At 29.4% G+C, this 14412-nt stretch carries 11 protein-coding genes; 7 read left to right on the top strand and 4 right to left on the bottom strand.

Features of this window, described 5'->3' with window-relative positions:
- Positions 1-28: 28 nt before the first annotated feature.
- Positions 29-925, bottom strand: a complete 897-nt coding sequence (locus R3342_RS11040; RefSeq protein WP_318940197.1) for an LD-carboxypeptidase — start codon at positions 923-925, stop codon at positions 29-31.
- Positions 926-1027: 102 nt separating this feature from the next.
- Between R3342_RS11040 and metG the strand changes: the two genes are divergently transcribed.
- From metG to R3342_RS11025, 3 genes are all read left to right on the top strand, one after another.
- Positions 1028-3085, top strand: coding sequence for a methionine--tRNA ligase (gene metG, locus R3342_RS11035; protein WP_318940196.1), 2058 nt, complete (start codon positions 1028-1030; stop codon positions 3083-3085).
- A 63-nt stretch (positions 3086-3148) separates the two neighbouring features.
- Positions 3149-5440 (top strand): choice-of-anchor L domain-containing protein, encoded by a 2292-nt coding sequence (locus R3342_RS11030; protein ID WP_318940194.1) that lies wholly within the window; start codon positions 3149-3151, stop codon positions 5438-5440.
- A 4-nt stretch (positions 5441-5444) separates the two neighbouring features.
- Positions 5445-7571 (top strand): Tex family protein, encoded by a 2127-nt coding sequence (locus tag R3342_RS11025; protein WP_318940192.1) that lies wholly within the window; start codon positions 5445-5447, stop codon positions 7569-7571.
- 47 nt (positions 7572-7618) lie between these two features.
- Here R3342_RS11025 and R3342_RS11020 read toward each other — a convergent pair whose 3' ends face one another.
- Entirely contained in the window at positions 7619-7954 is a 336-nt protein-coding gene (locus R3342_RS11020; RefSeq protein ID WP_318940190.1) for a single-stranded DNA-binding protein, read from the bottom strand.
- Positions 7955-8132: 178 nt separating this feature from the next.
- On the opposite strand from R3342_RS11020, the gene R3342_RS11015 reads away from it, so the two are divergent.
- The 4 genes from R3342_RS11015 to R3342_RS11000 are packed head-to-tail and all read left to right on the top strand — an operon-like array spanning position 8133 to position 12475.
- Entirely contained in the window at positions 8133-8690 is a 558-nt protein-coding gene (locus R3342_RS11015) for an HNH endonuclease (RefSeq protein ID WP_318940188.1), read from the top strand.
- An 8-nt stretch (positions 8691-8698) separates the two neighbouring features.
- The gene (locus R3342_RS11010; RefSeq protein WP_318940186.1) at positions 8699-9046 is read left to right on the top strand and encodes a hypothetical protein; all 348 of its coding nucleotides are present in this window, start codon (positions 8699-8701) and stop codon (positions 9044-9046) included.
- 21 nt (positions 9047-9067) lie between these two features.
- The gene (locus R3342_RS11005) at positions 9068-11380 is read left to right on the top strand and encodes a M20/M25/M40 family metallo-hydrolase (RefSeq protein WP_318940185.1); all 2313 of its coding nucleotides are present in this window, start codon (positions 9068-9070) and stop codon (positions 11378-11380) included.
- Positions 11381-11383: 3 nt separating this feature from the next.
- Positions 11384-12475 (top strand): DUF2891 domain-containing protein, encoded by a 1092-nt coding sequence (locus R3342_RS11000; RefSeq protein ID WP_318940184.1) that lies wholly within the window; start codon positions 11384-11386, stop codon positions 12473-12475.
- Positions 12476-12477: 2 nt separating this feature from the next.
- On the opposite strand, the gene pyk is transcribed toward R3342_RS11000, so the two are convergent.
- Together pyk and R3342_RS10990 are read right to left on the bottom strand one after the other, a co-directional pair.
- On the bottom strand, positions 12478-13914 hold the full coding sequence (pyk, locus tag R3342_RS10995) for a pyruvate kinase (protein WP_318940182.1): 1437 nt from the start codon (positions 13912-13914) through the stop codon (positions 12478-12480).
- A 2-nt stretch (positions 13915-13916) separates the two neighbouring features.
- Positions 13917-14372, bottom strand: coding sequence for an IPExxxVDY family protein (locus tag R3342_RS10990; protein WP_318940181.1), 456 nt, complete (start codon positions 14370-14372; stop codon positions 13917-13919).
- Positions 14373-14412: the final 40 nt, after the last annotated feature.

Genomic DNA, 14412 nt, shown 5'->3' with positions numbered 1-14412 from the left:
ATTCTTTTTCCTAAAATTAGCGCCAGCTTTAGTTAAAAGTAAGTTTTGTTGTGTTTTTATTTACATCTAACGTAACTTTTCTTCCTAAAATTAAAGTTCTATTATCTGAAAGATGCCCACCAGAGAAATTAAAAGCCACAGGAAAATTATATTCCGAAATAATGTCTAAAATAATTTCGTTAGCAGTTTTTCCAAAAGGAATTGAATTATCGCGCATATCTGTCATTCCACCAATTATTAAACCTTTTAAATTTGTAAAATAATTATTTCGTTTAAGATTCATCATCATTCTGTCAATATGATATAAATACTCGTCCAAATCTTCTAAAAATAGAATTTTTCCAGTGGTGTTTATTGCAGATTTACTTCCTATTAAACTATACAAAATAGATAAATTTCCACCAACAAGTTCTCCAGATGCAATTCCAGATTTATTTTCTTTTGTTGCGTTAATTTTATAAGAAATAACTTTGCCAAATAAACTATCTTTAAGAGATATTAAAGCTTCATTGCTATTTTTGGCAACATTTATTGGCATAGTGGCGTGTAAAGTTTCAATTCCTAAATTATGAATATGACTATGTAAAACGGTGACATCAGAGTATCCAATAATCCATTTTGGATATTGTTTAAATCTAGTAAAATTTAGTTGGTCAATAATTTTTACGGTTCCATAGCCACCTCTAGCACACCAAATTGCTTTTATTTCAGGATTATTTAACATTTTCTGAAAATCATTAATCCTTTCTTTTTCACTTCCTGCAAATTGATTTTCTTCTAAACCAATAGTTTTACCAACAATTACTTTCAATCCCCAACTTTCTAATAATTTTATAGCAGGTTCAATTTCTTGTAAAGTGATTTTTCGGGCAGTAGAAACAATAGCTACAGTATTTTGTTTTTGTAAATAATTGGGTGAAATCATTTTTAAATTGGATAAATAATATTGCAAATTACGAAAACCGAATTAACTATTCACTTTTCTAATAAACAATCCTTATTTTTGTGCTTTCTTAAATAAATATTGATGAGCACTACGAAAAGATATACTATTACAGCAGCATTACCATATACAAACGGACCAGTTCATATTGGTCATTTAGCAGGGGTTTATGTACCAGCAGATATTTATGCACGCTATTTGCGTAATACCGGAAATGATGTGCTTTATGTTTGTGGTTCAGATGAACACGGTGTGCCAATTACTATAAAGGCTAAAAAAGAAGGTGTTTCTCCACAAGATATTGTAGATAAATACCATACAATTATTAAAAAATCTTTTGAAGATTTTGGGATTTCATTTGATAATTATTCGAGAACATCCGCAAAAGTTCATCATAAAACAGCTTCAGAATTTTTTAAAAAATTATATAATGAAGGTAAATTTATTGAAGAAGAAACAGAACAATTATTTGATGCAGAAGCAAATCAATTTTTAGCGGATAGATTTGTAGTAGGAACTTGTCCAAAATGTGGTAACGAAGAAAGTTATGGCGATCAATGTGAAAAATGTGGAACAAGTCATAATGCTACCGATTTAATTAATCCAAAATCGGCAATTACAGGAAACACACCAACAACCAAAGTAACAAAACACTGGTATTTACCTTTAGATAAATATGAAAAATGGTTACGTGAATGGATTGTAGTAGGTCATAAAAACGATTGGAAAGCTAACGTATTAGGCCAAGTAAAATCGTGGTTAGATGATGGTTTAAAACCAAGAGCTGTAACACGAGATTTAGATTGGGGAATTCCAGTTCCTGTAGAAGGAGCAGAAGGAAAAGTATTGTATGTTTGGTTTGATGCACCTATTGGTTACATTTCGTCTACTAAAGAATGGGCAGAGCGAGAAGGAAAAAATTGGGAACCATATTGGAAAGATAAAGACACTAAATTAATTCACTTTATAGGAAAAGATAATATTGTTTTTCATTGTATTATTTTCCCAGCTATGTTAAAAGCGGAAGGAAGTTATATTTTGCCTGAAAATGTTCCCGCAAATGAATTTTTAAACTTAGAAGGAGATAAAATTTCCACGTCTAAAAATTGGGCAGTTTGGTTGCATGAATATTTAGAAGATTTTCCGGATAAACAAGATGTTTTGCGTTACGCTTTAACAGCTAATGCTCCAGAAACAAAAGATAACGATTTTACTTGGAAAGATTTTCAAGCAAGAAACAATAACGAGTTGGTAGCTATTTTTGGTAACTTTATAAATAGAGTTGTAGTATTAACTAATAAATATTACAACGGAATTGTTCCAGAACCAAATGAGTTTTTAGATATTGACATTGAAACGCTAGAAAAACTAAAAAAATTCCCAGGAATAATAGGAAGTTCAATTGAGCGTTATCGATTTAGAGAAGCTTCGCAAGAATTAATAAATTTAGCGCGTTTAGGTAATAAATATTTAGCCGACGAAGAGCCTTGGAAACAGATAAAAGAAAATCCAGAGCGTGTAAAAACCATTATGTTTGTTGCATTACAAATTGCTTCAGGACTATCTATTGTTGCAGAACCATTTTTACCATTTTCAGCTAAAAAGTTGAAAGAGATTTTAAATATTTCAGAAAGTATTGCTTGGAATTCAATGGAAAAAGCAGAGGAATTAATAGTTGCTAATCACCAAATAGGGAAACCAGAATTATTATTTGCTAAAATTGAAGATAATGAAATTCAAGTTCAGTTAGATAAATTAGAAGCTACAAAACAAGCTAATGAAGCTGAAAATAAAACAGTAGAGCCTCAAAAAGAAACCATAGAATTTGAAGATTTCAGCAAATTGGATATTAGAGTAGGCACTATTTTAGAAGCAGTAAAAGTGCCAAAAACTAAAAAATTACTACAATTAAAAGTAGATGTTGGAATTGATACTAGAACTATAGTTTCAGGTATTGCAGAAAGTTTCAATCCAGAAGCTATTATTGGGCGAAAAGTTACGGTTGTGGTTAATTTAGCTCCAAGAAAATTACGAGGTATTGAAAGCCAAGGAATGATTTTAATGACCGATACTATTGATGGTAAATTGGCTTTTATTGAACCTGAAAATGATTCGGTAACTAATGGAGAACAAATAAGTTAGGTGTTTAGAATTATAGAAATACAAACAAAGTTTAAAAAAAACATTCTTTTTATTGTTTTTTTAATGAGTATTTCTGTCTTTTCTCAAAATGTTCAAACGGATGCGTCAACATATACACCTCAACAATTAATTGAAAATATTTTAATAAATAGTAGTTGCATTACCAATGTTGTTGTTACTAACGTAGTTGGTGGAAATTTTGGAGGTGCAGAAAAAAGCTATGGTTATTTTAATGCTTCAGGAACTACATTTCCAATTAGTGAAGGTTTAGTTTTAACTACAGGTAAATTAAGTAATGTTGATGGTCCAAATAGTACATTAAGTGATGATGATGTGACAAATTGGAATGGAGATGCAGATTTAGAAACGATGCTAAATGAATCTAACACAACTAATGCTACAATTATTGAGTTTGAATTTACATCAGTTTCCAATCAAATTAGTTTTAATTATATTTTTGCTTCAGAAGAATATCAGGAAAACAATGCAAATACGTGTATATACTCAGATTTATTTGGGTTCTTAATTCGCCCAACAAATAGTTCTCAATATACTAATATTGCATTGGTTCCAAATACAAATATACCAGTTAAAGTAACTACAGTACATCCTGATATTCCAAATGGTTGTAGTGCTCAAAATGAATATTATTTTGGAAGTTGGAATAATGCTTCAGCTCCAATAAACTTTAATGGACAAACCAAAGTTTTAACCGCTAAAGCAGACGTAACTCCAAATGAAAGATACCATGTAAAATTGGTAATTGCTGATGAGCAGAATTATAGATACGATTCTGCAGTGTTTTTAGAAGCCGGAAGTTTTCAATCTACAATTGATTTAGGTGAAGATAGGTTGTTAGCAACAAATAATCCTTTGTGTTTTAATGAAACTTTAGAGTTAGATGCTTTTACAGCAGGAAATAACGTTACCTATAAATGGTTTAAAAATGGTAGCGAAATTATTGGAGAAACAAGTAGTAAATACACAGTTCAAAACGATGGAGTTTACAAAGTTGAAGTTGTTTTAAATGGATCGTGTGTTTCCTATGGAGAAATTACAGTTGAAAAATCGGAAGATATAAATACTAGAGGAAATTATCTTAATTTATGTGATGATGATAATGATGGCTTAACTTTTTTTGATTTACATTTAGCAGATCCTTTTTATGGAGATATGACAGGGTTAACAGTAGTAAATTTTTTTCTAACACCAGAGAAAGCTGATAATAACCAAGACCCAATACCTAATCCTTCCGTTTTTTTTAACACGGTTCCAAATCAAGTTGTTTATGCAAGAATTGAAAATCAATTCGGGTGTCATAAGGTTGAACCCTTAGTATTAGATTCAAATAATTCGAGCCTAAGTTTTAGTGAGTTTGACATCTGTGATGATAATTTTGATGGAATTGCTACTTTTAATTTAGATGAATTAAGAACTCTAATAAAACCAGAAGTTTCTTCAACTGCAACTATTTCGTTTTTTGAATCATATAACGATGCAGCTTATCATCAAAATGAATTACCAGATAATTTTGAAAATACTACTCCAAATTCTCAAGAAATTTGGGTAAAAGCTCAAAATATTTTTTGTGAAATATTAACCACAATCACTTTAAATGTTTATAGTAAACCAGAGTTACAAGAGAATGAAGAACAGTTATATTGCTTAAATACACTTCCTCAAAAAATGACTTTAAATGCAGGATTGATAAATGCCTTACCAACGGATTCTTATACTTATAAATGGCAAAAAGACGGTGTTGATTTAGGTTTAAACCAAAATGAAATTGAAATTGATGAGGCAGGTAATTATATTGTTAGAGTTACTAATCAGAATAACTGCTTTTCAGAAAGAACCATTCAAGTAAATACTTCTGAATCTGCAAAAATTGATAATATTGAAATTGAAAACAATTTAGATTTAACAAGTAATATTACTCTTACGGTTTCAGGAATTGGAGAATATGAATTTGCTTTAGATGATGGAATTTTTCAAACTGATAATACTTTTCTGAATGTTTCAATAGGTTCTCATACTATTTCCGTAAAAGATTTGAATGGATGCGATACAATTTTAGAAAAAATAGTTGTTTTTGGAATTCCAAAATTTTTTACGCCCAATAATGATGGTAAAAATGATACTTGGAATCCTTTTGGAATAAGCACTTCCGAAAATCCAATTACCAACGTTTACGTATTTGATCGTTTTGGAAAATTGTTAGCAGAACTAAACCCACAATCAAATGGATGGAACGGTTTTGCAAATGCCAAACAAATGCCAAGTGCCGATTATTGGTACAAAATTATCTTTCAAAACGGAGAAACACTTAGAGGTCATTTTGCGCTTATCAGATAAATTTATGAGTCTTTTAAATTATATACAATCCAAAACAAATCTTCCAGTAAAAGGAATTGAAAATACTATTCAATTATTAAATGAAGATTGTACAGTTCCTTTTATTTCGCGTTATAGAAAAGAGAGGACAGGAAATTTAGATGAAGTTCAAATTGGAGATATTGTAAAATATAAATCACAATTTGAAGAGTTAGAAAAACGAAAAATCACAATTTTAAAAGCATTAGAAGAACAAGAAGTTCTTACTGATGAATTAACAAAAAAAATTAACGCTACAAGCAATTTAAATACTTTAGAAGATATATACCTTCCGTTTAAGAAAAAACGCAAAACAAAAGCTGAAACTGCTCGAAAAAACGGATTAGAACCATTGGCTAAAATAATTATGAGTCAACGAGCAAATGATTTAGATTATATAGCTTCAAAATATGTGAAAGATGAAGTTAAAACGATTAATGAAGCTTTAGAAGGAGCAAGATATATTATTGCAGAATGGATTAATGAGCGAAGTGATATTAGAAATAGTATTCGTTTTCAATTAGAAAGGTTTGCAACCATAAATACTAAAGTTGTAAAAACGAAAATAGAAGAAGAAAAAGCACAAAAATTTAGAGATTATTTCAATTGGTCAGAGGCATTAAATCGTTGTCCTTCTCATCGTTTGTTAGCAATTTTAAGAGCAGAAAAAGAAGGATTTATTCGTGTTAAAATTGAAATTGACGATGATAAAGCTTTGCAAAAAATTGCAGATAGAATTATTCGTTCTGATAATGAATGTTCAATTCAAATAGAATTAGCCATTGCCGATTCGTATAAACGATTATTATTACCTGCATTATCCAACGAAATATTAAATTTAGCCAAAGAAAAAGCAGATGAAGGAGCTATTCAAGTTTTTGCAAAAAATTTAAAACAACTATTATTAGGATCACCTTTAGGCGAAAAAAATATTTTAGCAATTGATCCAGGTTTTAGAACTGGCTGCAAAGTAGTTTGTTTAAACGCTCAAGGAGGTTTAGAATATAACGAAACCATTTATCCGCATGCGCCAAAAAATGATCAGATTGGGGCTATAAAAAAAATAAACTCCTTGGTTGATGCTTATAAAATTGAGGCAATTGCTATAGGAAACGGAACTGCATCACGAGAAACGGAACAACTAATTAGAAAAATCAGATTTAATAAAGATATTCAAGTGTTTGTGGTGAGTGAAGCAGGAGCTTCAATTTATTCCGCTTCAAAAATTGCGCGTGATGAATTTCCAAATTATGATGTTACTGTTCGAGGAGCAGTTTCAATAGGAAGAAGATTAGCAGATCCGTTAGCAGAACTTGTAAAAATAGACGCAAAATCTATTGGTGTTGGCCAATACCAACATGATGTTGATCAGGTAAAACTCAAAAATTCGTTAGATGCTGTAGTTGAAAGTTGTGTGAATTTAGTAGGTGTTAATATAAATACAGCAAGTGAATCGTTATTGAGCTATGTTTCTGGTATTGGACCTAAATTAGCTGAAAATATAGTTGCTTATAGAAAAGAAAATGGTGCTTTTACTTCTAGAAATGAAATAAAAAAAGTAGCTAGATTAGGAGGAAAAGCATTTGAACAATCGGCTGGTTTTTTGAGAATAAAGAATGCTAAAAACCCATTAGACAACTCAGCTGTTCATCCTGAAAGTTATGTAATAGTTGCTAAAATGGCTAAAGATGAACATCAAAAAATAGATGATTTAATTGGTAATAAATCGGTTTTACAAAAAATAGATTTAGAAAATTATATTTCTGAAAATGTTGGTTTGCCTACGTTAAAAGATATTATTTCAGAATTAGAAAAACCAGGTTTAGATCCGCGTGAAAAAGCTAAAGTGTTTACTTTTAATCAAAATATTAGAACAATTAATGATTTGAGAGAAGGTCAATTATTACCTGGAATTGTAAATAATATTACCAATTTTGGATGTTTTGTTGATATTGGAATTAAAGAAAGCGGGTTAGTACATGTTTCAAATTTAGCTAACAAGTTTGTGAGTGATGTTAATGAAATTGTAAGTTTACACCAACAAGTAATTGTTAAAGTTTTAGAAGTTGATATTGCAAGAAAGCGAATTCAATTATCTATGAATTATAAATAAAAAACCGCCATTTGGCGGTTTTTCTTTTTCATAACAAAATTCCTAAACTACTTTCCTCCAAGCATTAATAATTCGGAAATAACTACCTCTGTTACATATCTTTTTTCACCTTCTTTGGTTTCATAAGATCTATTAGTAAGCTTTCCTTCTATAGCAATTTCTCTTCCTTTTTCTAAATATTGTTCTATTATTTCAGCAGTTTTATTCCAAGCCACTAAATTATGCCATTCCGTATTTGTAACTTTTTCACCTTGTGCGTTTTTATAACTATCGTTTGTTGCCAATGAAAATTTAGCAAGTTTTGTGCCATTTTCTAAAGTGATAATTTCAGGGTTATTTCCTAAATGTCCAATAAGTTGTACTTTGTTTCTTAACGTATTCATAAGATAAGTTTTTAAATTAAGTTGAAAATCATTTGGTCAAATCAACAGTGCAAATATGTGACAGGCTAAAACGATTATTCGGTTGGTATTTAATTACTTTCGAATATAAATGAATGTAAACGTTTGTATACGGATATTTTTTTGTATATTTAGATACGGACTTATTAAAACGTTAGGGATGGGAGCTGATTATAGAAATGAAATTTGGAAACCGTATAGAGAAGATAGTTGGAGTGATAACGATGATTATTTAGTTTCTAATTACGGTAGAGTTAAGCGGAAGAAAAAAATTGAGGAAAATTATAAGTTCTCAAAAATATCCTTGGTTGGAGGTTATGAATCTTTTTGGATTTCTAAAAAAGGAAAAAAAATAACAACTTCTTGTTATGTGCATAGAGTAGTGGCTAAATTATTTTGCAAAAAAAGAGAGGATCAAAAATATGTTATTCATTTAGATTTTGATAAAACAAATAATCATGCTGAAAATTTAAAGTGGGTGAATAAATCGGAATTATTTTTACATCATAAAAAAAACCCAAAAAAAATTAATAGAAAAGGTAAAATAACCTACTCAAAATTAACAGAAGGACGAGTTCGGTTAATAAAAAAGAAGATATTTGACCCTAATAGAAAAACTAGAATGCGTATTATTGCTAAACAATTTGGTATTTCAGAAATGCAGCTTTATCGAATTAAATCTGGTGAAAACTGGGGACATGTAAAAATTGACGATTAAATTAAACTATGAAAAAAAATTGCTTAGAATGTGGCGAGTCATTTCAAGGTCGCATTGACAAAAAATTCTGCTCTGATTACTGCAGAAACACTTACAACAACAAAATAAACAAAGAAAGTAAAAACCTTATTAGAAACATTAACAATCGACTTCGAAAAAATCACAGATTGTTAACGGAATTAAACAAAACAGGCAAAACAAAAGTTACTAGGCGAAAACTTGTAGATGGTAATTTTAATTTCAAATATTTTACTTCTATTTACACTACTAAAACTGGAAATACATATTATTATATTTATGACCAAGGTTATCTTCCATTAGAAAACGATTATTTTTTATTGATTAAAAACGAATAATTATTATTTAAAAAAACTTTCATGAAAACTAACTACCAAACCTTAATTTCATTTTTACTATTAGTTTTTATTGGCTATTATAGTTTTATTTCATTAATGCCTTCAGCGAGTATAAATGAGAAAAGTAACGAAACTGCATTTTCAACCAATAATGCTTTAAACCAGCTAGAAGAAATAACCAAAAAACCACATTTTGTTGGTACAGATGAACATGAAAAAGTAAAAAATTATTTAAAATCACAATTAGAGAAGCTTGGTTTAAAAGTAGAAATACAGGAGCATGTGGCGGTTAATAATAAATGGAGAGCAGCAGCTAAAACCAAAAATATTATTGCCAAAATTAAAGGAACTCAAAATGGTAAAGCATTATTGTTGCTATCTCATTACGATTCTAATCCGCATTCCGCATTAGGAGCAAGTGATGACGGAAGTGGTGTTGTAACTATTTTAGAAGGAGTTAGAGCATTTTTAGCATCGGGTAAAAAACCTAAAAATGATATTATTATTTGTTTTTCGGATGCTGAAGAATTAGGTTTATTAGGCGCAAGTGCATTTGTAAATCATCATCCTTGGGCAAAAAACGTTGGTTTAGTATTAAATTTTGAAGCTCGTGGTAGTGGAGGTCCAAGTTATATGCTTTTAGAAACCAATGAAGGAAATCATAATTTAATTCAAAATTTTCAAAAGGCAAACACGCCATTTCCGGTTGGAAACTCATTAATGTATAGCATATATAAAATGCTTCCTAATGATACCGATTTAACTGTTTTTAGAGAAGAAGGAAAAATTAATGGATTTAATTTTGCTTTTATTGGAGATCATTTTGATTATCACACAGCACAAGATTCTTTTGAACGATTAGATAGAAAATCACTTAAGCATCAAGCAAGTTATTTAGTAGCAACACTTAATTATTTTGCTAATGCTAATTTAGATAAATTGGATTCACAACAAGATGATGTGTTTTTTAATTTCCCTTATTTAGGAATGGTTTATTATCCATTTACATGGGTTTTACCTACGTTTTTATGCTGTGTAGTTATATTTATTGGTTTACTATTTGTTGGGTTTTTTACAAAAAAGATATCTATAAAAGGAGTTTTAACTGGATTTGTTCCGTTAATTATGAGTTTAATTTTATCAGGATTATTCTCTTATTTTGGGTGGAAATTAGCACTAAAAATTCATCCTCAATATCAGGATATTTTACATGGGTTTACTTATAACGGATATTATTATATTGCAGCTTTTGTAGCTATAACCATAGCTATTTGTTTTGCGGTATATAATCGATATTTTAAAAAATTAAGTAAACAAGATTTATTAATAGCACCATTATTTCTTTGGCTATTAATTAATGCTGGAGTAGCTTATTATTTAAAAGGCGCAGGATTTTTTAGTATTCCAGTAGTAATTTTATTGGTAATATTAGGAGTGCTAATTTTTACCAAAGAAAAAACTAATACTATTCTACTTTTTACCTTTTTAAGTTTGCCAGTTATTATAATTTTTACTCCTTTAGTAAAAATGTTACCTGTTGGATTAGGACTAAAAATGTTGTTTGTTAGTGCGCTATTAACGGTATTATTATTTGGCGCATTAGTTCCTGTTTTTCAGCAGTATAAAAAACTAAAACAAGTAAAAAGAATATTTATAGCAGTAGGTGTTTTAAGTTTTGTAATTGCAAATTTCACTTCTAATTTCACCCAAAACAGAAAAAAACCGAATAGTATATTTTACATTTTAGATACTTCTAAAAATGAGGCATTTTGGGCAAGCTATAATTATAAAATAGATGATTTTACAAAACAATTTTTAGTAAATAAACCAATAAAAGGAAGTTATGATGCAAACACAATGGCTAGTAAATATCATACTAATATTAAACTATATTCAAAAGCTAAAATCGAAAACTTAGCAAAACCTACTATTTCTATATTAAAAGACACTTTAATTAATAATAACAGAAAAGTTACTATTGAAATTATTTCTAATAGAAATGCAAATAAAGTGGAATTACTAACGGAAAAACCTTTACAGCTAAAATCATTTATAATTAATAACGAACCTTTAAAAAATAATTCTAATTCAGAATATGTTTTAAACATGCAAAAAGGAACTATATTAACTTATTATAGAACCTCAAAAGATGAAAAAATTATACTAGAAATGGTTGGAGATAAAGACCAAAAATTAGATATGGATATGTTAGAAATTAAATACGATTTATTTACAAATCCATTATTTACTATAAAGCCTAGAACAAATAAAATGATGCCAATGCCTTTTGTTTTAAATGATGCTACGGTTATTAAAACTAATATTAAACTTTAACCAATGAAAAAATCAATTTTAATTATGGTAGTGTTCCTGTTTATGATTTCATGTAGTAAAAACGCACCTAAAAAAGTTGTTCAAAAAAGTCCTAAACCCGAGCTTAATGAAAAAACAGCTACCTTTTTGTACCATTTTGCCTATAAATGTATTGATCAGGAATATCCAAATAAATTAGGACAAGTTTTAGGAGATGCATCGTATTTAAAAGAGCCTTCAGAATTGCATCCAGCTTTTTATGGTTGTTTTGATTGGCATTCTTCGGTTCATGGACATTGGGCTTTGCTAAATATATGCAGAGAACTTCCCAATTTTCCACAAAGAGATTCTATTCTGTTTAAAATTAAAAAAAATATAACTAAAGAAAATATACTTAAAGAAGTTTTGTTTTTTGAGGATAATTATAATAAAAATTTTGAACGAACTTATGGTTGGGCTTGGCTTTTAAAAGTAGCAGAAACTTTACAAGATTGGAATACACCAGAATCTAAAGAAATTTATGACAATTTAAAGCCATTAGTTGAAATAATTGAAAAGAAGTATATAGAGTTTTTAAACAAATTAAACTATCCAATTAGAGTTGGTGAGCACCCAAATACAGCTTTTGGAATGTCCTTTGCGTTAGATTATGCAAGTAAATATTCGCCTAAATTAAAAGGAGTAATACTAAAAAAAGCGAAAGAATATTATTTAAATGATAAAAATGGACCAATATCTTGGGAACCTGGTGGATTTGATTTTTTGTCACCTTGTTTACAAGAAGCTTCTTTAATGCTAAAAGTTTTACCTAAAGATGAATTTACAACTTGGTTAGATGCATTTTTACCAAATTTTAGAAAAAATCCATCAAAATATTTACAAATCGCAGAAGTTACAGATCGGTCAGATGGCAAATTAGCGCATTTAGACGGACTAAATTTCAGTAGAGCTTGGTGTTTATACGAAATTGGAAAAACATTGCATAATGAAGATTTAATTCAGCTAGGAAACCAACACTTTAACTACAGCTATTCAAAAATGGACACAGGTGAATATGCAGGAGCACATTGGTTGGCTTCTTTTGCGCTATATGCTATTTTAAAAAGTAATAGTTAACTTTAATTTTTTTCATACTCGGTAATTCGCATTGTGTTTGCCATACCTCTTTTTTTAACAGGCATTGATGTTATATTTATGGCAAAATCACCTTCGTTTAAATCACCTCTTTCGTGAGCTAAATTATTAATGTCTTCAATAGTTTGATCTGTACTAACAAAACGATTATAATAAACACCTTTTACCCCCCAAAGTAAGTTTAGCATAGCTAAAATTCTTTCGTTAGATGAAAACACTAAAATGTTAGATTTAGGTCTCCATGAAGAAATATGAAAAGCTGTAAATCCAGAGTCGGTTAATGTAGTTATAACTTTAGCGTTTATTGCATTTGCAGTTAAAGCCGCTTGATGACATAATGTTTTTGAGATAAATCGGTCATTTACACATTGTACATATACTTCTGGAATTTTAATTAAAGGTGAATTTTCTACGCTCTCAATAATTCTACGCATCTGTTTAATAACTTCCACAGGATAATCTCCAACTGAAGTTTCTCCGGATAGCATTACTGCATCAGCCCCATCCATAATAGAATTTGCTACGTCATTTACTTCGGCTCTAGTTGGTACCTCGCTGTTAATCATAGTTTCCATCATTTGGGTTGCTATAATTACTGGAATATGTGCTTTTTTAGCTTTTGATACTAGTCTTTTTTGAATTAAAGGAACTTTTTCCATAGGTACTTCTACACCTAAATCTCCACGAGCAACCATTAAACCATCACAAAGTGGGGTCAATTTATCAATATTAGCTATTGCTTCAGGTTTTTCAATTTTAGCAATTACAGGTATTTTTACTGGAGAATTTTCTTTAATTAAAGTATTTATTTGAATTAAGTCTTCAGGCGTTCTTACAAAAGATAGCGCCATCCAATCTACATTCATTTTTATAGCAAATAATGCATCTTCTACATCTTTTTCGGTAAGTGCCGGTAACGATATTTTTGTGTTAGGTAAGTTTACTCCTTTTTTTGATTTTAATTTTCCACCGCGCAAAACTTTGGTAGTAACATTGGTTTTTCTATCTGTTTCCGTTACTTCAAATAATAATTTACCATCATCTACTAATATATGTTCGCCTACTTCTACATCTTTTGGAAAATTTTGGTAGGTCATAAAAGCTTTTTTATTTGTTCCTTCACATTTCTCTGTAGTAAAAGTAAAGGTGTCGCCTACTTGTAATTTTACTTTTTCGCCCATTACGCCTACTCGTAATTTTGGGCCTTGTAAATCTGCTAATATTGCAACATGGTAACCTTTTTTCTTATTAAGTTCTCTAATAATTTTTATTTTTTCGGCTACATCGTCATAAGCAGCATGAGAGAAATTAACTCTAAAAACATTAACGCCAGAATCCATCATGTTTTCAATTATTTCTTTATTACTGCAGGCAGGTCCTAATGTTGCTACTATTTTAGTTCTTTTTGTGATTTCGGCCATAATTAAAATATTAGGTGATTTTTTGATTTTAAGTTAGTTGGATCAATTAAATAACAAGTAATTATTTGATTAATCTTTTTTAAGTCAGTGACTAATTTTTTTAAAAAAACAGGGTTGTTGCAACCATCAATTTTATAAAAAAAATCAATTTCTTTTTTTTCAGGTATTAAATAAGTGGTTTTACTGTAATTTCCACCAAACAATCCTTCAGTATTACTTGTTGCTTTTATGGAGCATTTGTTATTTATTAAGTAATAGTTATTTAAACTTTTACAATCATTATATTCAAAAAGCGGATATTCTGAAGGCGAATCTTTAAAGTCTAAATTGTGCTTAAACCTAGTTAGTTTTGTGTTTAAATGTTTATTTAATAAATAGGCAAGTCTATAATCTTCTTCGGTAGAATGAATTCCTATTAAGGAAAAATCATCTTCTAAATCAAACAAAACTTGTTCCATATAATTATGTTTATACTTTTTGCAAAATTACTATTGTTTG

This window comes from Lutibacter sp. (assembly GCF_033723435.1).
Classification (GTDB): Bacteria; Bacteroidota; Bacteroidia; order Flavobacteriales; family Flavobacteriaceae; genus Lutibacter.
The sequence above is the reverse complement of the archived record's forward strand: the minus strand, read 5'-3'. Positions and strand labels throughout refer to the sequence as shown.